Below are 23,224 nucleotides of genomic sequence, written 5' to 3'. Positions count from 1 at the left end.
GAGGGAGGCTCGATATGGTAGATCTGGATACCAAAGAGGTGCTGACGTTCGACTGCTATGGCACGCTGATCGACTGGGAGAGCGGCATCGCCGCCGCGCTGCTGCCCATCCTGCAGCGGCACGGGGTCGCGCTTGAGCGCGAGCAGGCCCTGCAGCTCTTCGCCGAGCTTGAGTCCGCCGCCGAAGCCGGGCCGTACATGGCCTACCGCGATGTGCTGGCCAGCTGCGTGCGCGGCTTTGGGCAGCGCTACGGCTTTGCGCCCAGCGCCGAGGAGCAGGCCCGCTTCGCAGGCTCGGTGGGCGACTGGCCGGCCTTCCCCGACTCGCCTGCGGCGCTGGCGCGGCTGGCCAGCCGATTTCGCCTGGTGGTGATCTCGAATGTGGATGATGACCTGTTTGCGCTGTCGAACGCGCGGCTGGGGGTGCGATTTGCCGACGTGATCACCGCGCAGCAGGCGGGCAGCTACAAGCCCTCGCTAAACAACTTCCACGTGGCGTTTGAGCGCATCGGGGTGCCGCAGCAGCGCATCCTGCACGTGGCGCAGAGCCTGTTCCACGACCATGTGCCCGCCAAGCAGCTGGGCCTCGACACCGCCTGGGTCAACCGGCGCGCGGCGAACCCCGGCTTCGGCGCGACGCTGCCCGCCGAGGCTCGCCCCGACATCACCGTGCCCGACCTTCAGTCGTTGGCCGACCTGCTGTGCCCCGCCGCGCGGTAGCTGGGCGCGGGCCGCTCGGCTAGGCCGGGCCGGATGTAGACTGCCCAGTAGATCAGGCCCACGCACACCGACCCGCCGATAATATTGCCGATCGTCACCGGCAGCAGATTGCCCAGCAGGAAGTTGCCCCAGGTGATGTGCGGGAAGTCGGCGGGGTGCTTCTGGATCTCCTCGAAGAACGCCTCGCCGCCGCCGCCCTTTACCAGCAGACCCATGGGGATGAAGTACATGTTGGCCACGCTGTGCTCGAACCCGGCGGCCACAAAGGCCGTGATCGGCAGGATGATCGCCGTGATGCGGTCGGTGGTCGTGCGGCAGCTGTAGCACAGCCACACCGCCATGCACACCGCAAAGTTGCACAGCACGCCCAGCGCCACCGCCTGGCCAAACTCAAGGTTGGCCTTCGACTCGGCGATGCTCAGCATGTTCAGGCCGATCGCGCCATGGCCGAAGGTGTGCTGCTTGCCATAGAACACCAGCAGCGCCACCAGGATCGACCCCACGAAATTGCTGGTGTAGACCACCACCCAGTTGCGCAGCACCTCGCCCAGGCTCACCTTGCCGCTGGCGAAGGCCATGCTCATCAGGGTGTTGCCGGTGAACAGCTCGCCGCCGCCCACGATCACCAGCACGAGCCCTACGCTGAATGCCAGCCCCATCAGCACCTTCACGATGCCAAACGGCAGCACATCCTTGGCCCCTGCGGTAATAGTGGTGGCGAACATCGCGCCAAAGGCAATAAAAGCGCCTGCCAAGATCCCCAGCAGGCACAGGTTGATGAGGCTGGTGTGCGCTTTCTTGATGCCGGTGGCGATCGCCTTTTCGGCCATCGCGGCGGGAAGCAGCGCCTCATATGATGCGTTGTCTGCCATAGTTTGTGAATATGCTCCTCTAGTACGGTCGCTGTGCAATGATTGTAGAGGAAACGCCTCACCATGTCAGATACGCCTTCGCAACGGGCGGTTATTATTCGCCGGGCGGCGCTGGCGCTAGAGCAGCGAGCGGATCTTGTGGGCCAGATCGGCTGCCGAGAAGGGCTTGCTCAGCAGCGCGACGTCGCCACCCAGGCTCGGATGGTGCGACAAGATCACCTCGGAGTAGCCCGAGATAAACAGGATCTTGATCTGCGGGTCGCTCAGCCGGATCTGCGCGCTCAGCTCACGCCCGCTCATGCCCGGCATCACTAGGTCGGTGATCAGCAGGTCGATCTGGCCGGGCTGGTAGCCCTGGGCCAGGGCCAGCGCCTCGGCCCCGCTGCTGGCCGAGATGACGTGGTAGCCAAGCTTGCTCAGCATCTGGAAGACCACGGTGCGCACCTGCTCATCGTCCTCGACAAACAGGATGGTCTCGCTGCCGTGGGGCGATGCGCTGATCGGCTGGGTGGCCGGGGCCTCGGCGGCGGCCTGCTGGCGGGGCAGGTAGATCTTGACCGTGGTGCCGTGGCCGCTCTCGCTGTAGATGGCGATGTGCCCTTTGTGCTGCTTGACAATGCCGTAGCACATGGCCAGCCCTAGCCCCGAGCCTTGGTTTGGCCCCTTGGTGGTGAAAAAGGGGTCGAATGCGCGCAGCTGCACCTCGGGGGACATGCCGCTGCCGGTGTCGCTTACGGCCAGCAGCACATAGGGGCCAGCCTCGATATCGATGCGCTGCCGGGTGTACAGCTCGTCTAGGTAGATGTTAGTGGTCTCAATTGTGATCTTGCCGCCCTCGCCGATGGCGTCGCGCGCGTTCAGCACCAGGTTGAGCAGCACCTGCTCGATCTGACCTGGGTCGGCCCACACGACGCTGTGCTCGGCGGCGGTGTGGACCGCCAGCTGAATGCTTTCGGGCAGCACGCGGCGGAACAGCCCCGCCAGCGAGGTGATCAGATCTGCTAGGTCGATATTGCTGGCCTGCAGGGTCTGCTTCCGCGCAAAGGCCAGCAGCTGGCTGGTCAGCCGGGCGGCCCGGTCCGAGGCCCGCATGATCTCGTGGATGTCGCTGCGCGCCTGGTTTCGGTCGGGCAGGCTTTCGAAGGCGAGCGTGGCGTAGCCGCTGATGGCGGTGAGAATGTTGTTGAAATCGTGGGCGATGCCACCGGCCAGCCGCCCGATGCCCTCCATCTTCTGCGCCTGGGTCAGCTGTGCGGCCAGCAGGTTGCGCTCGGTGCGGTCTTCCGCGTGCACCATTACGAGATCTGGCGGCACGAACACGTAGCTGACAAACAGGTCTTTGGCCGGTGCGGGCGCGTGGAAGTTGTACTGGATCTCGCGCTGGATGATCTGGCGATCGTGGACGCAGGACTGGAAGTCGGCCAGAATGTCGGGCCGATCGCGGTAGCGCTCGCTGGCGTGGCTGCCAACCATGGCGGCCATGCTCTCGGGCGCGAGCCGCTCGGCGGCATCATTATAGGAGCGCAGCACAAAGTCGGCATGCTGGTGCTGCCATGTGTAGGTGGGCACGGGGATGCCCTTATACTGCGCACGGAAGCGCTCCTCGCTGGCGGCGAGTGCTGCGGTGGCCTCGTGCCGCGCGCGGATCGACTGGAAGACCGTGATGTCGAGTGCGGCGAGGAAGATGGTCCAGTAGACCAGGGTGATGAGGTGCTGCTGCTGGCGGTGTTTGCTGTGCTCGGTGAACTGCTGGTAGAGGTACTGCTCGATCTGGTCGGCCTGCTGCTCAAGCGCCGAGAATGCGATCCGGCGATCGATGGTGAGCGCTGCTGTCAGCGGCTGAGTGCTTTCGAGTGATCTGCTGGCCTGCTGGCGGAATGCAGCGAGCAGGTCGAGGTAGCGGCCCAACATCTGATCAAGCGTGGGGTCGCTCTCGGTGGCTCTGCCGATGGCCCAGTCCAGTCGGCTTTTGCCCGAGCGCCAGGACTGGATTGTGTTTTGCGCCTGATCTAGGTAGGCGAAGGCATACTGTGGCTGCTGGGTGGGGTCGTTGTTGGCGAACTGCTCGGTTATCAGATAGCTTCGGGTTACGCTCAGCCGCGCCTCGGTGAGGTTGTCGATGGCGGCTATCTCTTCCTCTAGGTCGCTCTTCCAGTGGGTGTAGTTCCACTGCAGCAGGCCGATCGAGAGCAGCGCCACCAAGATCAGTGCGAAGAGCGGCCAGTGCTCAGTTTGTTTTGCAATCTTCATCGTTGTGTACCATCTGCGATACGGCGATAGCGCGCATGTTCGGGCTAGGGCGATGGGGCACACTGGTCGAGCAGATGGGCACTGCTGCTGGCTGGCAGATCCTCGTGCGTAAACCCAAACGGTGCGACCATTGTCAGGTGCTGCTGGCTGCCGATGAAAGAGGCCAGCTGGGCATCTAGCGCATTGCGCAGCGGGGTGTCGCCGGTGCGTACGCCGAACGCACCATACCCCCGCACGGGCACGCCCTGCAGCATCGGCGGTGTGAACGGTGCGGCCAGCTCCACCTGCGGGTTACCGCTGGCAAATGCCTTGAGCGATACCGATGTGAGCGCCAGCGCATCGGCGCGGCCCGATAGCACGGCGGCCAGCCCGGTCTGCGCATCTGGCACCGCCAGCAGGTGTCTGTCGGTGATCCCTACCTCGATGGCCAGATTCTGCTCCTGTGCGCCCTGGATGACGACGAGCACCGCGTCGCGTTTGAGGATGTCATCGTAGCTGTGCAGCTGCCTAGGGTTGCCGCGCGGCACCAGCAGGGCCTCATTTAGCTGGTAGGTTGGCTGGGTGAAGGCGATCTGCTGGGCGCGCTCGCAGGTGATGAACATCCCCGAGGCGATGATGTCGAATCGCCCGGCGTTGAGATTGGGTATCAGCGATGCCCACTCGGTCTGCACCCACTCGATCTGGTGGATACCAAGCTGGCCTAGGACATGCCTGATGATCTCGGGCGACTCGCCTGTGACATTGCCTGCGTTGTCGCGGAAGGCGAACGGCGACTCGGGCGCATAGCCGACCCGGATCACGCCAAGCCGCTGGGCCTGGGCCAGCGTATCTTCGCTCTGGCTGGCGAGCGTTAGGTATACGGCAATGGCGATGCTTATTCCTATGATCAGGATACTGGGCCACAGGAGCCTGCGCATACGGTGGTCTCCTTCACCCTTTTGATACAGCTGTGTGGGTGCGTGTCGTGCACCCCTATCTTGAACATCAAGAGCGATCTTTACGGATGCTTGCCTTTAGGCGCTTCGTCCCACCAGCTTCAGCGGTGGGACGAAGCGCGCCGCTTTAGCGGCTTTCGCCCACAGTCGAGATAGTACATGTTTGCTGTTTACGCAGAATGGTGCTATAACGAATGTATGCGTAAAGCGTACAACTACCGAATCAGTCCGACAAGGGGACAACAGCACATCCTCACCACGATGCTTGAGGAATGTCGCTTTGTCTATAACCAGACGCTTACCGCTCGCCGTGAGGCGTGGGAGCAGCGTCAGGAGTCGCTTGGGTTGTACGATACGCAATCCCTCCTTCCGGCCTGGAAAGCTGATCGCCCGTCGCTCAAACGGGTCCATTCTCAGGTCTTGCAGAACGTTCAGGTACGTGTTGATCTGGCGTTCAAAGCGTTCTTTCGTCGCGTCAAAGCGGGCGAATCGGACGTTGGCTATCCGCGCTTTAAGGGCTTTGGGCGCTATGACAGTCTCACCTATCCGCAGTATGGGAACGGCGTACGACTGCAAGGGAACACGCTCATCCTGAGCAAGATCGGCTCGGTCAACGTCATCTTGCATCGTCCAGTCGAAGGACCGATCAAGACGGTCACGATCCGACGCGCAGCTACAGGGAAATGGTATGCCAGCTTGAGTGTTGAAACATCGCCACGACCGCTTGCACCAGACAAGAGCGCGGTTGGCGTCGATGTTGGCCTCGCTTCGTTCGCTACCCTGTCGAATGGTGAGAAGATCGCCAACCCGCGCTTCTTTCGAGTAAAAGAGAAGGAACTTGCGAAGGTTCAGCGGAAGCTCTCGAAAGCGGAGAAAGGCACACCAGAACGAACGAAGCGTCGGAAGATTGTCGGTCGTGTGCATGAGCGGATAGCGAACTGCCGCTCGAACTTTGCCCATCAGGAAGGCCGGAAGCTGGTCAACCGTTTCGGTATCCTGGCTTTTGAGGACGTGAATACCAACGGAATGCTCACGAACCACTGCCTGGCGAAAAGCATTGCAGATGCGGCGTGGAATCAATTTGTCCTGGTCACGACGAGCAAAGCGGAAGAAGCTGGCCGTCGCGTCGTACTGGTTGATCCACGCAACACCAGCAAGCGCTGTAGCCGGTGCGGGCAGTTGGTCGAGAAAGATTTGAGCGTTCGTGTGCATTCTTGTCCTGTATGCGGTCTTGTGCTCGATAGAGACGAGAACGCCGCGATAAACATATTGGCATTGGGACTACAATGCCTGGGTGCGAGTCCCTAGAAGCCCACGGGGTTACCCGTGGGAGTAGTCACAATACTATACTCCACTTATGCATGGGGTGAAAGCTGCTTTTGTTTTCATCAGGGTCTCTGTGTTCTCCAAACGCAATGGATTGGGGAGAACCGGCAATGCTGCAAGCATTGCCTACGTTCTCCCCCAGCGCGATCCGCCTATACGATGGTTTGCCGGATGCCCTTGGCACCTTCGGGTCGTCGTGGTGTTTGTGCGCATGCGTGCCCTTGGTGTCTTGGCGCCTTGGTGGTAAAAACATGCCGCCGCATGAAAATGAGGCGGCCCCCAGCGGAGGGCCGCCTCGCCAGCCATGTTAGGATGCGCGCTCCAGCCGAATCGTGATGATCTCATAAGGGCGCACGCTAAACTGCACCACGCTGCCCGCCACATCCAGCCGCTGCTGCTCTTCTTCCAGCAGGTTGGTCTTCCACGCCGCCGCGACGGCGAAGCTGGCCCGCAGCGTGGCCGTGCCGCGCCGCCGCTGGCTCTCGTAGAGCCGCACAATGATCCCGCGCCCGTCCTCGGCCAGCTTGACGGTCTCGACCACCAGGTTGGGCTGGTCCAGCTCGATGAGCGAGGGGAGGCCCGCCGCCGCTGCAGGTCGCGCCGCAGCCTGGGGCCGCGCGTACACGATCAGCGGGTCGTTCAGGGCGTAGGCGCTGCCGATCGTCTCCTCGCCCCAGCCGCCGTCGTGCGGCAGCAGGCTGTAGCTGAAGCGGTGCTCGCCCTGGTCGGCCTCGGGGTCTGGCTCGGTGGGGCTGCGCAGCAGGCTGATCCGCATCACGTTCTCGTGGATGTCGTGGCCATACTTGCAGTCGTTCAGCAGGCTCACGCCATAGTCGCCCTCGCTCAGGTCAACCCACTTCTGCGCGCAGGTCTCGAAGCGCGCCCAGTCCCAGCTGGTGTTGCGGTGGGTAGGCCGCTGCACATTTCCCCACTGGATCTCGTAGGTGGCCTGGGGGGACAGGATGTCCACTGGGAAGGCGACCTTTAGCATGGTGTGGCGCTCACGCCAGTCGATGGTGGTGCTGATCGTCAGCAGCCGCCCGCTGTGGCCGAGCGATATGTCCTGGGTGTAGGTGCTGTGCCGGATGGTGCGCTGGATGCGCAGGGTGGCGCGCAGCGGCCCGCTCTCCACCACCGTGATCGCGGTCGCGGGGTCGGCAGTCCACATGGTGTCGGTGTAGAAAATGTCGATGTCCCAGGCGTCCCAGCGCATCGGCCGGTCCTCGAAGGCCTGGAACTGGTTGGCCAGCGCGCCCTTGGGCAGCACCTCGCGCTGGGCCTGCTTGTCGTAGATACGGGTGATGTCGCCGTCGGCGTTTAGCTCGACCAGCAGGTCGGGGTTTTCTAGGCGGCTCTGGCTGACGCGCAGGCCGCTATCGTGCCGTGGCGCGCTGGCATCGGCCACGGTCAGGCCCTGGATGCTCAGGCCGTCCCACTCGCCATACAGCAGTGTGCCCTCGGCGGTCGGCTGGCTGGGCACCAGATCGCCCTCGGCGCTGCAGATCTGCTGGCCAGCGCCCAGCTGGCTCTTCCACAGCGCCAGACCCGCACGCCGGAAGCTGGTGGGGTTCACCACCAGCAGGTCGCCGCCCACGTGGGCCGCGATCTGGGCCAGCGCGGCGTCGCGCACGGCCTCGCCGATCTGGCGGATCTGGGCGTACTGCTGCTGCGAGTCGACATAGACCTCGTGGATGCTGCTGCCGGGGATGATGTCGTGGAACTGGTTGAGGCAGACCAGCTGCCAGGCCTGGGTAAGTTCCTGCGATGGGTAGGCGTAGCTCTGGTCCAGCTGCGCCGCGATCGTGGCCAGCAGCTCGGCGTCGTGCAGCAGGAACTCGCTGGTGCGGTTGGCGCGCTTGTTGCGGCTCTGGGTGGTGTAGGTGCCGCGGTGGTACTCTAGGTACAGCTCTCCGTTCCATGTGGGCAGCCGCTCGCCCGCGCTCTCCTCCAGCGCGCGGAAGAAATCGCCCACCGCGCCCTGCCGCACCCGTGGCGTGGCCGGGAAGCTGCGCAGCTCGCGCAGGTTCTCCAGCATCTCGCGGGTCGGCCCGCCGCCGCCGTCGCCGAAGCCAAAGGCCATCAGCAGCGGCGGCAGGGGGCCGCTGCCGCTCAGGTCTTTCTGGCGGTAGTTTGTCCATGTGCCGATCACATCCTCGGCGGTGGCCATGGCGTTGTAGGTGCTGGCGTAGGCGCTGCCCTTCTCGGGCGTGGGGCTGAAGTGGGTGAGCACGCGGGTGCCATCTAGGCCCTGCCACCAGAAGCTATCGTACGGCAGGCGGTTGTACTGGCTCCAGCCGATCTTGATCGTGAAGAAGTAATCCAGCCCGGCCTGCTTGATCAGCTGCGGCAGCGCCCAGGCGTAGCCGAACACATCGGGCAGCCACACCACCGGCGAGGAGGCATCCTGGCCAAATTGCTGGCGGAAGAAGCTGCGGCCCAGCAGGAACTGCCGCGCCAGCGACTCGGCCCCGCTCAGGTTGCAGTCGGCCTCCAGCCACATGTCGCCGGTCGGCTCCCAGCGGCCCTCGGCCACGCGCTGCTTGATCTGCTCGAACAGCTCAGGGTGATCCTGCTGGATGAACTGGTACAGCTGGGGCTGGCTCTGGGTGAAGTGATAGTCGGGGAACTGCTCCATCAGCCGCATGACAGTGTGGTAGGTGCGGCTGGCCTTGCGGCGGGTCTGGCCCAGCGTCCACAGCCAGGCCACATCGATGTGGGCATGCCCGGTGGCCACGATATCGACATCCAGCGGCAGGCCAGCGCGCTCGATCTGGGCCTTCAGCGCGGCGTGGGCGGCGGGGATGCTGGCGTAGAACGCGTCGCCAAACGGCTCGCCTGTGTCGAGGACGCGGAAGGCGTCATCCAGCCCGTTCATTAGGTGGCTCTTGGCGGGCACGCTGTCGGCGATCGTGCTGGCCACGCCCAGCGTTACCCTTGCCAGTGCGATAAAATCGCGGGTCGGCTGGTCGATCTGCACCACCGCGCAGGGGCGTAGAAACAGCTGGGTCGGCTCTTGGCGGGCGCGCCAGCCGCCGCCGCCCAGGCCCACCCAGCCGTGTAGCGCCAGGTGGTGGCTCTGGCCGCCGCGCCACTCGTCGCGCAGGCGGAACTCCTGATGGTGGCGGTCGCAGGCGGCGTAGGGCGCGCCATCGATATAGGCCAGCGCCTCGGGGTGCGAGAAGTCGCCTGCCTCGCCGAGCGGCAGAAACAGCGCCACCGGCGCGCTGGTGTCCCAGTCGGCAGGGATGTGGAAGCTGCCCCGCAGCACAAAGTTCGTATTCCAGGTGCCCCAGTAGCTATTGGGGGCCACCACATCCCATGCGCTGTCGTCGAAGTTGGGTGCGGTGGGGGGTAGCTCGGTGGGGCTTTCCAGGGCGGTGTAGCGAAAAGGGGTAAGCTCGGTGCGGCGACGGTAGACAAGCGGCTCGATCAACGCGAGGCGTTGGGTGATCTTTTGGGTTGTCCAACGTACGATGTGTGACACCTTGTTTCTCCTGCGATGGGCTTTTCGCCGAATGCTGCCACTCTGTGCGAAAAGGGTGGAACAATGATGGTGACAGAGCTGCTTCCCCGTTGAGCAGCCTTCCACATGTCACGAGCCTATAGGATAACACGATCCCAACAAAAGAGCGCTGTCACGTTGACAGCGCTCCAAGCCGTTTGGTCTGCCGAGAAATGGATCCTACTCGTCCGCCGCGCTCACCCCGGCGTCCATCGTCAGCAGCTCGCTGTCGTGGGTGGTGTCATCTGCAGGCGTGGGGGCCGATTCGATGTGCGTTTCGGCGCTGGGCGGCGTCAGCAGCGACCCGATGCTGGGGTACACCTGGGGCCACTCCTGCTGGGGTGTCAGCACCACCGGCGTGGACGTGTCGGCGGTGCGGATGGCGTAGCGGTGGCTGCCGGGCACCAGCTTGGTGGCGTAGACATACAGCTTGCCGTCGCGGTAGTTGGTGTCGCTGGCGCTGGCCTCCACCATATCGTGCAGCACGCCATCGATGATGATCTGCACGGCGAACGGCTTATCGTTATCGGGGTCGGTGTAGGTGGTGCTGAACTGGAAGTTCGTGTTCTCCGTGCCGGTTTTGGGCTCGACGCTCAGCTGGGTCAGGGTCGGCTGGCCGCCGCCATTCTCATTGGTGTAGGCGATATTGTCGATGGCGATGCTACCAGGGGCGGTGCCAGCCTTCAGCCACAGCGTGATGTGGATGTTGCTCTTGTCGAGGCCGGGGAACTGATCCAGATCGAAGCGCAGGGTGGTCCAGCTGGTTGGGATGCTGATATAGCCGCCGCTGAACTCGTAGCCGCTGCCGCCCTCGGCATAGAAGCGCGCCTGGATGTTGGTGTTGCTCAGGTTCTTGACCCTGACCTCCATATAGCGGTAGCCCGAGGCGTTCACGGTATCTTTCCACGGCTCGAACTTCGCCAGCGAGCTCTCCGAGGCGGGCCTCTGGCTGAAGACGCCGACATCGCGCGCATCCACCGAGGTCTGCTCGAAGCTGCCGGTGCCGCCGTCCTGGTTGTACCAGTTGGGCCAGCCCAGGCTCACCGCGCCCCAGGTGCCATTGCCGCTGAAGTCATCGTAGAGCAGGCTGCTGCCGGGCGCGGGCAGGTCGGGGGCGGTGTTCACGTGCATGGCGCTGTATGAGTCGACACCAAGCATGCTGGTGCCGTGCACCATGATCCGGTGGAAGGCGAAGGGCTGCGAGGTGTCGATCGGCACGTCGGCGTAGTAGGAGCCGTTCTTCCACTGCATTGGCTCCTCGTCGGCGGTGAGGCTCAGGGGGTAGCCCTGCGGCTGCACAAATACCCGCACGTCGCCCGCCACGAAATCGCCGATCTGGGGGCTGGTGATTGGCAGCTGCATGGGGGTGATGCCGGTCCCCTGCGGGTTCGAGTTAGTTGCCGCCAGGGCCACCATGGTGTACAGCAGGTTCACCTGGATGCTGATGCTATACTCGTTGTAGCGCCACTGCTGCGCGTCATCCTGCCATAGCGGGCGATCCTCGTACCAGGGGCTGACGCTGTATTTGTCTTTGGTATCCTTGATATTGGGGCCGCTCACTAGCGCGCCGGGGATGGTGATGCCAGCCAGGGCGTGGTCGTAGGCCTGCTCGTCCAGACGGGTGTGCAGGTACTTCACCGAGTTCGCGCCGATGCCCGACACCCAGCTGATGTTCCACGGGTTTGCGCCATAGATCCAGTAGACGCCTTTCTTGGCCGCGCGTAGCACCGAGGGATCCTGGAACAGCTCGTAGTAGCGCATCAGGTCGCCGATGTAGGACATATGGGCCTCGTTCACGCCAAAGTTGGTGAACTCATCCAGCACACCGTAGGGCGTGTCATCGGCCATCGAGATGAAGTACTCGACGCGCGAACGCAACAGCAGGCGGATGCGGACCTTCTGGACGAGGCTCGCCTCGGGGTAGAACTCGACCAGCGACAGCGGGCGCAGATCCCAGTAGTTGGTGGCGCGCAGGTCCTCCTTGGTCAGCTCGTTGATGCGGCTGATCGCTCGGTCCTTGTAGATCTGCTCTTTGGTCAGCAGGTAGAGCTCAACCTCGGCCCACAGCAGGCTGTTAGGAAGCCCGCCGATAGCCTCGTACGACCCTTCGTTCTGTAGCTGGTTGACATAGGCGTAGTTGTAGGCGATCACGGCGCGCTGGGCGGCGGCGTCGGCGAAGCTGGGGTCGACCTTGGCCTTGTGGAAGGCCCGCGCGGTGGCGGCCAGCATACCAGCGGCCTTGGCCGACCCGCCGATGCTCAGCTCGCCGATAGTGCGGTCATCGGCTGTGCCCACGATATTGTCGGTGGTCTTCTCGGGGTGGTCGAAGCCTGCGTTGTTGGCGATGTTGTACACGGCGCCGCCGAAGGTATCGACAAACTTCATCGCGTAGAGTGCGCCGACCTTGGCCTCGTCGAGCAGGTCGGGGGTGCCGTTGTGGTCGTGGTCGAACTGCACCTCTTTGGCGTTGGCGTGGCGCAGGTAGGAGAGAGCGATCATACCGCCGACCCACTGGTTGCCGCCATACTTGCCATAATCACCGGCATCATACCAGCCGCCGGTGAGGTCGTAGTGCTGCGTGCGGTCGGGCGAGGCGGCGTCGTCTAGGTGGCCTGCCTGGTGGTAGCCCTTTGCAGAAAGTGGCGTGTTGGTATAGTTCGGCGGCAGGGCGCTTTGGGTGTCCACATTGGCGCGCTGTACGCGGTAGAAGGCGGTCATCTCGTCGAGGTACTGCTCCCAGACGTTGGCCTGGATGGGGAAGGGTGACGAGCTGGCGCCATTGGATCGGAGCGTGAAGCTGTTGCCGGTCTTCTGGATGGATGTGAAGGTGATCTTGTAGACATGCTTGCCCCAGGTGATGCCCGTGTATTCCAGCGCACCGGTGGCTAGGCGATGGTTTTCTTTGTATACCTGGAAGGTCTCGTCGCTGAGGCGTGAGGGGCTGATCACGAAGCCGATCTTGATGTCTTTCTTGCTATAGCCAGCAAGGGATGCGACCACCTGGATCGTGGTGCTGTTTGCTTCTCGGGGGTGCGCGGCAGCCGACAATGGATCCAGGGTCATCGCGATAATACCGACAATCAGCCAGAAGCGGACGAGAATTGTCTTTAGGCATGCTCCCATCATAAACCTCTCTGAATGTTTGCAAAGCGTGATCGAATTCCGAAAGATCCTTTTTTGGGTATATTAACCCAATGGTGTGAGCTATTCACTCAACCAAAACGCTGTGTTTTGTTGGTTTCTGGTATTATCTGCAGAATAACAGCATTTATTAACTGTATTGATGCAAATTATGCCAGATTCCAGAAAAAAGATGAGATAAGTGATCGAAACCGTGAATAAATATTGCGATTGTCTGAAAGGAACTGTGAGGCGCTGCGATGGCCAAGGAGCTTGGTCGCTTGGCGCTGGTTCGCTACAATTGGTCAAGTGCTTTCGCAACACGGCCAGTATGTCATGCCTCCGTTACTATATAGTAACAGAGCGTTTAGACCCGTTACCTAAATGGCAGATCATCGGTATAGATATTTTAACTTATGCGTCGAGAAGATCGCGCTGTGCTAGCGCAGGCGACACGCTCGCTGGCCGCAAAAAGCCGAGGCCCTGGCTCCAACTGGAGCCAGGGCCTCGGCTTTTTGGCGTTAGAAAGCGCTATTTTAATCCATCAACAACAAAACCTTGGATCAAGAACTTTTGAGCCGAGAAGAAAATGATCAGACAGGGAATGAGCGATATCACCGATGCCGCCATTGTCAAGTTCCAATATTGTGTATATTGTGTACGAAAGAGATTCAATCCCAGCGCAACGGTAAAGTTTTCAATCGAGCTGAGGTAGATCAGCGGCCCCATAAAATCGTTCCACGACCCAATAAAGACCATGACGCTGACCGTGATCAGCGCGGGCACCAGCATCGGCAGGATGATCCGCCAGTAGATCCCAAACGTAGAGCAGCCATCGATTCGCGCGGCATCGTCATAGTCGAGCGGGATGGTCATAATGAACTGCCGCAGCATGAAGATATAGAAGGGAGTGCCGAGCCAGGCTGGCACCGTGAGCGGGGCGAAGGTGTCGTACCATCCAAGCTCGCGGAAGAGCAGGAATGAGGGGATGAGTGTCACCTGGCTTGGCAGCATCATGGTGCTGAGCAGCAGCCCAAACAAGATGGGCTTGCCAACCCCGCTCAGGCGTGCGAACCCATAGGCCACCAGCGACCCCGAGAGCACCTGCCCGACGACCGAGACCAGCGCTATCCCGATCGAGTTGACCAAGAACTGGGCAAACGGTACGGTGGTAAACAGATCGACATAATTACCCCAGTGGGGCCGTGCGGGTATCCACTCGATTGGGATGGAAAAGGCCTCGATGCTGGTCTTGAGCGATGTCGAGATCATCCAGAAGAATGGGACGAGGAACAGTGTCCCGATGCCAAACAAGAGCACATAGGTGATGATCTTCTGCCCCTGCGAGGCCATCGGTGATTCGAGGCCGTTGGGCATGGGGCGGATATTAGCGTTTTGACTCATAGTGTACCCACCGATCCTGTGTTTTGATCAGCACGAATGTGCAGGCTAATATGATCAGAAAGAGTATCCAGGCCAGCGCCGAGGCGTAGCCCATGTTGAAGTAGGTAAAGGCATGCCGGAATAGGTAGAGCACATAGAAGAGGCTGGCGTTGTCGGGGCCGCCGTCGGTCATCACGTAGGCCTGGGTGAAGGTCTGGAATGTGCCGATGACGCTCTGGATGAGCACAAAGAACAGCACCGGCGATAGCATGGGCACCGTGATATGCCAAAGTCGCTGGGCCGCGTTGGCACCGTCGAGCTCGGCGGCCTCGTAGAGCGCGGTGGGGATGCCCTGCAGACCCGAGATGAGGATCATCATGTTGCCGCCAGCGCCCCACAGACCCATGATGATCAGGGCCGGCATGACCCAGTTGGAGTCGTAGATCCACATCGGGCCATTGATGCCGAAGGCGCTGAGCGCCTGGTTGATGATGCCAGTGTTGGGGTTGAACACCCATGTCCAGATCAGCGAGACCGCCACGCCGCTGATCAGCGAGGGCAGGTAGAACAAGGTTCGCCAGACCTTCACCCCCCGGATCTTCTGGTTGAGCAGCAGCGCGATGCCTAGCGATACCATCATGTTGAGCGGGACGCTGATGAAGGTGTAGGTGATGGTGACCCTGAGCGACTGCCAGAACGAGTCGTCCTCGGTGAAGATGGTGCGATAGTTCTCGAACCCGACATAGTGAATGGAGCCGATGATGTCCCATTTCGACAGGCTCAGCCAGATCGAGAAGAGCAGCGGGTAGACGCTGAAGACTAGGAAACCGATCAGCCAGGGTGAGATAAACAGGAAGAAAAGTGCGTTTTGCCGAAAGCTGCGCGCCCACCGCTGGGAGAGGCCCTGTGGCCCTGCGTAGGGTACTTTGTGAACAGGTTGATATGATGCCATCAATGCTCTCTTTCGCCAGGGCCGTCTCCCTGAGCCAGTCTGCTGGGGTTGTGCGAATAGAACGTTTTATGTTCAATTTGCCCAAGAAATACATGGGTATATACTGGGCTAGGCTGAAACGGAACTGTTTTGCCCCGCTCAACTATGTATTGTATATGTGTGCCATTACCAATGCGTTATACATTTTGTGAAAAAAGCCGTTGGGTCTTGGAATAAATCTTCCAAGACCCAATCGAAATAGTTTGTTTGTGATATTATTTGTGTCGTAAATTAATTTGACACTGGCTCATCCATCAGCTTTTGTATCTTGGGCTGAAGCTCGTTCATCAGTGTCGCGGCATCCGATTTCCCCGACCAGAGCGGCTCAAGGCCGTCGTTGAGTGCGATCTCGATCTTCGACCAGTTGGGGTTGAAGCGCAGGTAGATCGGCTTGGCATCGGGGTGCTTGGTGGCCTCGGTGAAGACCTCGATATGCAGGTTGGGCAGCGATTCCTTGGCGTCGCTGATGAAGGTGCGCTGGAGGCTTGTCATGGCCGGGATGGCCGCGCCGCCGCCCGCCGCCTGGATGAACTCGCTGGTGTGGGTCTCGTCGCCGAAGATCCAGTCGATGACCTTCCACATCGCGTCGGGGTTCTTGGAGTTGTCGCCGATGCCGATGCCGTCGGTGAAGAGCACGATCGAGTGGTTGGTGCCGATAGGCGAGGCCGCCACGTTCCAGTGCAGGTTGGGCTTCTCTTTGTAGCTGGCGATGGCCCAGTTGCCGTTCATGGTCATGGCCGCCTTGCCGGTGGCGAAGAGGTCGCCGCCTAGGGCCTTGATAGTGGCGGGGGTGGGCAGCACGTGGTATTTGTTGCTCAGGTCGGCCACGGTCTGCAGGCCCTTGACCACCTCGGGCGAGTTGCCGGTGAAGGTTTTGCCCTCCTTGTCGCTCCAATCGCCGCCGAAATACCATGGGTAGAGCAGGAATGACTGCATGTCGGCGATTCCGTACTGCACCACGTTGTTGGGGTCGAAGGCTGGGTCGAGGGCATTCTTGCCATTTTTGTCGATGGTCAGCTTCTGGGCGACCTGGGTGAATTCATCGAGCGTCCAGGTCTTGTTGTTCCAGTCGGTCGGCGGCGTGTCGATACCTGCGGCCTTGAACATGTCCTCGTTGTAGAACAGCACGACGGTGAAGGTGGCCGTGGGGATGCGCCAGAGCTTGCCATTCCAGCGGAAGGCGTCGACCGTCTTGGGGTCGAATCGGCTCAGGTCGAAGTTGTTGGTGGTGATATAGTCGTTGATCGGCTTGACCGCGCCACGGCTGGCCCAGGGCACAAAGTCGGTGCCGCCGACCCAGAACTCGGGGTTCTCTTTGGCGGCGATCAGGGTCTGCACCTTCTGATTGAAGTTGTCGGCGGTAGTTGGGCTGATATCGACCTCGATGTTAAGATCGCGCCGGGCCTCGCTCATCACCTGCTGGTACTGGACAAGCTGCTCGGGGCTAGCGCCGACAAGCCAGGATATCTTCTGCGGGGTGCCAGGGACGGCCGTTGCTTGGGCGACAGGCGGTGTAACAGAGCCGGGGGTGCCGCAGGCCGCGATGGCGAAAAGCAGGCACGAGATCAGCGCTGCGGATGTCCACCGTTTCATGAGCGGTCTCCTTTCATGATCCAATCCCTGTTGTTGAGAAGAGCGCATATGCCAGTTCTGCCGGTGCAGAAGAAGCATCGAGGGAAGGATTGGCCTGGTCGGCGTGCAGCTGGAGATGGATGATCTGGGGCAGGCCGGTGAGGGTGAGCCGCATGAACACCACCTTGTGCTCGACGATCGTGGCCTCGTGCACGCCCTGGATGTCGGTGATCTGGTAGCTACGGAGATCGTCCCAGTAGGCAAGACCAAAGGGCATCGGGCTGCTGTGGCCAATGGTGAACTGGATGTCGATCCGCCCGGCGCTGCGGGTATAGTGCTTGATGGTGATCTCGGGGAGATTGGCGACCCTGAAGTTTCCCTCCATCGAGGCCGCACCCACGTAGCTGCGCAGCATATGCGGCGTCGCACTGCCGCGCACGAAGGCCATCTGGCATTCGGCGTCGTAGTAGAGCAGGGTCTCGGGCCAGGGGCCGCTGGAAACCCCGCCGTGGGCCATGGTGTAGCTATTGATCTGGGGGACGACGTCGCTGCCCTGGCAGAGCATCAGGGCGGGCGCGGTGGCGCTGTGGGCCTGCCGATAGCGGGCGACGGCATCGGGCAGGCTGGTGCATGTCGCGCCGCTGCTGCGCACGTGGTGGAAGAACTGGCCGAGCAGCCGGGCGCTGTCGTCGATCTCCTGCTGCGACCAGATGGCGAATCGGTCGCTGCGCTCCATCTCGTGGGCCTCTTGGTGCTGCACAAAGATGACCTGCTGGTTGTGCTGGGTGTTGCGCATGTACTGGCCGAACAGATCGCGCCAGTAGCGGTCGGATGTGGCGCTGCACAGCCCGGCGCGCAGCACATCGTTGGGATCGGTGGAGTAGATGCAGGGCTGGCCGGTGTGGTAGGCCGCGTGCAGATCGCGCGCGGTCCACTCGCAGGCCACCATGCCGCCGCTGCTGGGGTTGGGCACCTTGTAGCGCAGCGGGTCGATATACCACATGCCCCATGGGCAGCCCTGGTGGCTGATGTTGTCCCAGCGGCTCTGCTCCCAGCAGTAGCCCCACAGGCCATCGAACGCGAGCTCGTCGAGCACGCGCACCAGATCGGGGGTGATGTAGCCAGCGGCGGCGACCTTGGCCTCAACCCATGGGAAGGCGCTGGTGAGCAGCTCCCACTCGCGGCAGATCGCCTCGCGCAGGGCGGCGCTGATCATGGCGGTGTCGTTGCTGTGCAGGTGCGGTGGGGTGCAGAGGATCACGCTGTCGCCCCAGCGCTCGTGGCGGGCCTGGATCATGGGCTGGAGCTCGGTGATCGAGCCGCTGTTGACGATCCATGTCACCGGGATGCCGTAGACTGAGGCGAGATCGGCTATGCGTCTGGCGCCGATAGCGGGTGTGCCATGCCCCCATGATGCGTCGATGTGGGCTGCGAAGCAGACAAACGTGTAGGAGAGCTGGTGTGGGTTCATGTGCATCCTTACATGCTCCAGCCGCGTAGCGGCGGCTGGGTTGGGGTTGATGGCTTGGGGGTGCGCCAGGGCATCCAAGCCATCGGGCTAGAGCAACAGCATGCGGGGGTGTCAGGGCTGCAAGGCGGCGGGGTCTGCGGCCTGAAGGGGAGATCTAGATACTTTCGCCTGGTACGAGCCGGGCCGAGAGCCACTGGCTCGATGTGTCGGTGGTGGGCCGACGATGGCTGATGTACTCGATCAGCCGTTTGGTGGCGAGGATACCCATGTCTTTGTAGGGCACCTCGACCGCGCTAAGCGTGGGGATCATGTGCGCGTTGATCCGCTCGGTGTTGTCGCAGGCCATCACCTGCAGGTCGCGCCCGATGCGCAGCCCCAGGCTGTAGGCGGCGCGGTAGAGATAGGCTGCCCCGCGCGACCAGTTGGAGAGCACGGTCATGGGCAGCTGCTGCTGCGAGAGCCACGAGATCCAGAAGTGCGAGCCAGCGGCCCATGGCTGATCTTCGATGGACAGCACGCGCGGCTCGCTGCCGTGGCTCTTCATCCAGCGGCAGTAGGCGTTGCGCCGGTTGGTCTCGGCCCAGTTTTCGTACGAGTGTCCGTCGGCGGTGTCGTAGAGCTCAAGGTAGAGCGGCAGCACCGGGCTGCGCTGCGACATATACTCCAGCGCGATCGTGACGCTGTGCGCATAGTCCATCAGCACTGATGAGACATCGCTGTTGGTTGGGTAGCCCTCGATCGAGACATAGGGCACCTCTTCGGTGCTGATCGTCTTAAACCACGAGAAATCTTGGAAGGTGGTGTAGTCGACCGAGATGATCCCATCGATGCGGTGCTGTAGAAAGACATCGATCATGGAAAACCGATAGGCCGGGTCTCGTTTGGCCCCGTAGAGCAGCAGGTGGTAGTCGTTGTTGCTGCAGACCTCTTGAATGCCATCAAGCGACTGTAAGAACAGCGGGTTGGTGACATTGCCGTAGACTGCGATGCAGCGACTTAGGCCAGTACGCATGCTCTTGGCTTGGACGTTGACTTTGTAGTTGAGCTCTTGGATGGCTTGCAGAACCGATTTGCGCGTCTCTTCGCTGTAGCCGATACCTGGCGTGTGATTTAGGATGGCTGAGACGGTGCTGCGAGAAACCCCAGCACGCTTGGCGACATCCTGGCTGGTAGCGCGGCGCTTTCTCATAGTTTGGCCTCCGCGTAGATTATAACACGTGTTATTTGGCTGTCAAGAGCTGTGATGTACTTCTTTGGTCTGAACTTTTGCTAAATTATATCGGTGCATTTTAATACGTATGCGAAAGCATTGCTTGTCGGGCTATAGGATGCTTTAGAATGCAAACTATATCTAAAAAAACGGATGTGTGCACAGCGCACTATGCTGCTCTATTCCACGATTATTTTTAAAACACGCCTAAAACTTTTGCATGGCGCTTGCTTTTCAATAGTATACTGCCTGCTAGGACGTTTTTGCAAGTGGAGGAAGCCTCGCCGTGAAAGCGATCGTGCTGGGCCTGATTGCCTCGCTGTTTTTCGCCACCTCGTTCGTGCTGAATCGCTCGATGAACCTGGGCGGCGGCGCGTGGATGTGGAGCGCGGTGCTGCGCTATGTATGGATGCTGCCCATGCTGCTGGCCATCGTGTATATGCGGGGCAGCGCCCGCGCCATGTGGCGCGAGCTGCGGCAGCACCTGTGGGCCTGGCTGGGCTGGAGCACGGTGGGCTTTGGGCTGTTCTACGCGCCGCTGTGCTTTGCCGCCGCCTTCCAGCCGGCCTGGCTGGTGGCCAGCACCTGGCAGCTGACAATCATCGCGGGGTCGCTGCTGGCCCCGCTGTTATGGGTGGCCGCGCCCACGCCCGATGGGCCTCGCCGTGTGCGCGGGCGCATCCCGCTGCGCGGCATCGGCTTCTCGCTGCTGATCGTGCTGGGCGTGGTGGTGATGCAGGCCGAGCAGGTGGGTCGGGTGTCGCTGGGCGACGTGCTGCTGGGCGCGCTGCCGGTGCTGCTGGCGGCGTTTGCCTACCCGCTGGGCAACCGCAAGATGATGGAGCTGTGCGGCCAGCGCCTCGATACCTTCCAGCGCGTGTGCGGGATGACGATCGCCAGCATGCCGTTCTGGGCCGTGCTGGCGGCATATGGCCTGGCCACCGCCGGGCCGCCCAGTCTGCCGCAGGTCGAGCAGTCGCTGGTGGTGGCGGTCTGCTCGGGGGTGGTGGCCACGCTGCTGTTCTTCCGCGCCACCGACATGGCCCATGGCGACGCGCATCGGCTGGCGGCGGTCGAGGCTACCCAGTCGGGCGAGGTGGTGTTCACGCTGCTGGGCGAGATCGTGTGGCTGCAGGGCGCGCTGCCCTCGGCGGTGGGGCTGGCGGGGATCGCCTGCATCGTGGTGGGCATGGTGGCCCATAGCTACAGCTCGCATCGGGTGGTGCGGCCAGCCTAGATCGGCCATGTGGCGCGGGGCCGCCCCGCGCCACATGGCCGATCTAGCCCAGCGGGGCGCTGGCCACGAACACCCCGCTGGGGTGGGCGAGCCAGCGCCGCCCGCCGCGCTCGTAGCTGAGCTGGTGCAGCGTGTCAAGCACGTGCTCGCGCAGCTCGGCGGGGGCGCGCTGCATGTCGGCCTGCATGATGAAGTCGAGCAGCTGCTGGCCGAGGGCCGAGCCGGGCTGGAAGCAGGCGCTCACATCGATCGCCACATCGGGGAAGCGCGCGGCCTCGTAGCGGATGCCCTCTCGGTTGAGGATGTCCATCAGGCTCTCGTGGCCAAACAGGCCGTGGGTGAAGAAGCTGTAGTCGATCTCGCCCCAGTGGCGCTGCATCATCTGGTAGATGCCGCCCTGCTCGCTGGAGAGCGCGATCAGCAGCCTGCCGCCAGGCCTCAGCCGGGAGTACGCGCCGAGGATGAGTTGCTGCTCGTGGTCGGGCATGTGATAGAGCGAGTGGATAAAGTGGATGAGGTCGAACTGCCGCTCGGGCTGGTAGGCCTCGGCGGGCTGGGCGATGAAGCTGAACTGCACTGTGGGGCGCGGGCTGCGCGCTAGGTTGGCCTGAAAGCCACGCAGCTGAGCCTCGTTGGGGTCGAGCGCGACATAGCACATGGGCATGTCGCCCAGGTGCTGCTGGAGGCAGTCGATGATCTGCAGATCGAAGGAGCCGTCGCCCACGCCGATGCCTAGGATGTCCAGCCCATGCGCGCTGGGGGTGGGCAGGTGGGCGCGCAGGCACGAGAGCACCTGGTCGCGGTCGGCGGCCCAGCACTGGCGGAAGGCCTCGTTGGCGGCGGCGTAGCCCTGGGCGCTGAGCGGCAGCGCGATCGGGGTGGATGTGTCCATGGTGGTTGCTCCTCCCGCGCGGCGTCGCGCGGTATGCAAGCGCGCCACCCGGCGCGCTTGCTTTGATTCGCAGATATTTTGTGTTTCGTATCGTTGGGTGGCACAATAGCGTACAACAAAAGCGGTGTTTAGAGCTTTCGCAATGCGTAGGCGATACCATTTTCAAGCGTGCCAGGGGTGGAGATCGACGAGAGATCGGCCCCAATGCCGATCAGAGTCTGCGCCACCTCGGGGCCGATGCCGGTGAGCACCACCTCGGACCCAAGCAGCCCAACAGCCCTGGCCGACTGGAACAGCACCGCCGCCACCTGGGTGTCGACGATCGGCAGCCCGGTGATGTCGATGATCGCGGTGCGGGCCTGGTGGCGCATCACGCCCTCCAACAGCGTCTCCATCACCTGCTGGGCGCGGGCGCTGTCCATGGTGCCCACCAGCGGCATCACCACCACGCCATCGGCGATCGGGATGAGCGGGGTGGAGAGGTCGCGCAGCGCCGACTGCTGGGCTTCGATCACGGTCTGCTGCATCTGCTCGCGCTCGCGCTCGGCCTGGCGGATGCTGGTGATGTCGGTAGATATGCCGCAGATCGCATAGGGCTGGTCGTCGGCGGTGTAGAGCGGGAACTGCACCGAGAAGAAGTCGCGCGGCTCGCCATCGACCTCGAACACGTTGTCGAGCTGGACTGGCTGCCGCTGGGCGAAGATCGCGCGGTCCTTCTCGCGCCACTGGCGCACCACCTCGGCGGGGAACAGCTGGTCTTCGGTCTTGCCTACGATCTCGTGGACGGGCCTGCCCAATACATGGGCGTACATGCTGCTCACCGCTAGCATCTTGCTGCTGGGATCTTTGACATAGATGACCGTTGGGGCGTGCTTGAGGATACCGTCCAGGATGCGCTGGCTCTGCTCTAGGGCCTGCTCGGCCTGCCGCTGGGCGGTGATGTCGAAGATCGTGCCCGTGGTGGCGTAGATCTGCTGGTCGCTGCCGTGCAGTGGCGTGCGCTGAATGCGGAAGCTGCGCACCTGCCCCTGGCTGTCGATCTGCTGCTCGGATGTGGTGCTAGCGTTGCTCTGGTAGACCTTTTGGCTATCGGCGCGCCACTGTCCGACCAGGGCAGCGGGGAAGATCGCGTCCAGCTTTTTGCCGACAAGGTCGCCAATGGAGTGCTGCGCCCAAGCCGCGAATGGCTGGTTGACGATCTGGATTTGCTCGTTACGGTCGGTGGTGTAGAGTAGGAGCGGAAGGCTGTCTATGGTTTCCTGAAAGATCTGGAGCCGTTGCTGGGCATCAGAAAGCTGCTGCTCAAGCTCGGCGATGCGCTGATGGAGCGCTGTCCCGTCCTCGTTGGGATCGGCGGGCGTCGTGTCAGTCATGGCTTCCTCTATAGGGCTGGATGTTCGGGCAATTATACCAGCAACCGCATGATCTTACATCGCGTTGAAGCCGACTTGTTCCTAACTTTATGCGTTTCGGTGGTATTCTCGCCCAGTGATGAGCGCGGGCAGATCGTGCGGGATGAAGCGCCCGGTGCGCTTGCTGTAGCGCTCGGACTGCACATGGCATTCTCAGCGATATTTCTGTCAGATCTACGTTTAGGCTAATGTGTTGTGCACCTGTAGCGTTCGCAGCACTGTTGCCCGTAGGCCTCCATTTTTAAGGGGCAGAATGCATGCCGTTGCGTGATCGATACCTGAAAGAGCCGCTCGAAGATCTGTTCGCAGAAGATGACATAATCACGCGGTAC

General features: G+C 62.0%; 15 protein-coding genes. 3 read left to right on the top strand and 12 right to left on the bottom strand.

The annotated features are described in order from the left end of the window. Positions 1–14: 14 nt before the first annotated feature. Complete coding sequence (locus F8S13_02055; protein KAB8145884.1) at positions 15–719, top strand: haloacid dehalogenase type II; 705 nt, start codon at positions 15–17, stop codon at positions 717–719. Here F8S13_02055 and F8S13_02050 read toward each other — a convergent pair. The 3 genes from F8S13_02050 to ehuB all read right to left on the bottom strand — a co-directional run bounded on the left by F8S13_02050 (position 680) and on the right by ehuB (position 4,758). After that, positions 680–1,549, bottom strand: coding sequence for a formate transporter FocA (locus F8S13_02050; GenBank protein ID KAB8146087.1), 870 nt, complete (start codon positions 1,547–1,549; stop codon positions 680–682). The two genes, F8S13_02055 and F8S13_02050, sit on opposite strands and share 40 nt — an antisense overlap. Before the next feature lie 159 nt (positions 1,550–1,708). After that, the gene (locus F8S13_02045; GenBank protein ID KAB8145883.1) at positions 1,709–3,841 is read right to left on the bottom strand and encodes a response regulator; all 2,133 of its coding nucleotides are present in this window, start codon (positions 3,839–3,841) and stop codon (positions 1,709–1,711) included. 44 nt (positions 3,842–3,885) lie between these two features. Beyond that, positions 3,886–4,758: an ectoine/hydroxyectoine ABC transporter substrate-binding protein EhuB gene (gene ehuB, locus F8S13_02040; GenBank protein KAB8145882.1), complete on the bottom strand. Its 873-nt coding sequence runs from the start codon at positions 4,756–4,758 to the stop codon at positions 3,886–3,888. Positions 4,759–4,974: 216 nt separating this feature from the next. On the opposite strand from ehuB, the gene F8S13_02035 reads away from it, so the two are divergent. Then, on the top strand, positions 4,975–6,084 hold the full coding sequence (locus tag F8S13_02035) for a transposase (protein ID KAB8145881.1): 1,110 nt from the start codon (positions 4,975–4,977) through the stop codon (positions 6,082–6,084). 325 nt (positions 6,085–6,409) lie between these two features. Here the strand turns inward: F8S13_02035 and F8S13_02030 are convergent, their stop codons facing one another. The 7 genes from F8S13_02030 to F8S13_02000 form a co-directional block, all read right to left on the bottom strand. After that, positions 6,410–9,586 (bottom strand): alpha-mannosidase, encoded by a 3,177-nt coding sequence (locus F8S13_02030; GenBank protein KAB8145880.1) that lies wholly within the window; start codon positions 9,584–9,586, stop codon positions 6,410–6,412. A 198-nt stretch (positions 9,587–9,784) separates the two neighbouring features. Next, positions 9,785–12,730, bottom strand: a complete 2,946-nt coding sequence (locus tag F8S13_02025) for a hypothetical protein (protein KAB8145879.1) — start codon at positions 12,728–12,730, stop codon at positions 9,785–9,787. A gap of 525 nt (positions 12,731–13,255) precedes the next feature. Then, the gene (locus tag F8S13_02020) at positions 13,256–14,128 is read right to left on the bottom strand and encodes a carbohydrate ABC transporter permease (GenBank protein KAB8145878.1); all 873 of its coding nucleotides are present in this window, start codon (positions 14,126–14,128) and stop codon (positions 13,256–13,258) included. Further along, a complete protein-coding gene (locus F8S13_02015; GenBank protein ID KAB8145877.1) occupies positions 14,112–15,059 on the bottom strand; it encodes a sugar ABC transporter permease in 948 nt (315 codons plus the stop codon). Before F8S13_02015 ends, F8S13_02020 begins: the two co-directional genes overlap by 17 nt. A gap of 270 nt (positions 15,060–15,329) precedes the next feature. Continuing rightward, positions 15,330–16,769 (bottom strand): sugar ABC transporter substrate-binding protein, encoded by a 1,440-nt coding sequence (locus F8S13_02010; protein KAB8145876.1) that lies wholly within the window; start codon positions 16,767–16,769, stop codon positions 15,330–15,332. Beyond that, positions 16,705–18,141, bottom strand: coding sequence for a hypothetical protein (locus F8S13_02005; protein KAB8145875.1), 1,437 nt, complete (start codon positions 18,139–18,141; stop codon positions 16,705–16,707). Before F8S13_02005 ends, F8S13_02010 begins: the two co-directional genes overlap by 65 nt. Before the next feature lie 154 nt (positions 18,142–18,295). Beyond that, positions 18,296–19,330: a LacI family transcriptional regulator gene (locus tag F8S13_02000; GenBank protein ID KAB8145874.1), complete on the bottom strand. Its 1,035-nt coding sequence runs from the start codon at positions 19,328–19,330 to the stop codon at positions 18,296–18,298. A gap of 307 nt (positions 19,331–19,637) precedes the next feature. Here F8S13_02000 and F8S13_01995 point away from each other — a divergent pair, with 307 nt between their 5' ends. Then, positions 19,638–20,588, top strand: a complete 951-nt coding sequence (locus F8S13_01995) for a multidrug resistance efflux transporter family protein (protein KAB8145873.1) — start codon at positions 19,638–19,640, stop codon at positions 20,586–20,588. 43 nt (positions 20,589–20,631) lie between these two features. Here F8S13_01995 and F8S13_01990 read toward each other — a convergent pair whose 3' ends face one another. Beyond that, on the bottom strand, positions 20,632–21,480 hold the full coding sequence (locus F8S13_01990) for a class I SAM-dependent methyltransferase (GenBank protein ID KAB8145872.1): 849 nt from the start codon (positions 21,478–21,480) through the stop codon (positions 20,632–20,634). A gap of 128 nt (positions 21,481–21,608) precedes the next feature. Continuing rightward, a complete protein-coding gene (locus F8S13_01985; GenBank protein ID KAB8145871.1) occupies positions 21,609–22,853 on the bottom strand; it encodes a PAS domain-containing protein in 1,245 nt (414 codons plus the stop codon). Between the last annotated feature and the right edge of the window lie 371 nt (positions 22,854–23,224).

Source organism: Chloroflexia bacterium SDU3-3 (genome assembly GCA_009268125.1).
GTDB lineage: Bacteria > Chloroflexota > Chloroflexia > Chloroflexales > Roseiflexaceae > SDU3-3.
The sequence above is the reverse complement of the archived record's forward strand: the minus strand, read 5'-3'. Positions and strand labels throughout refer to the sequence as shown.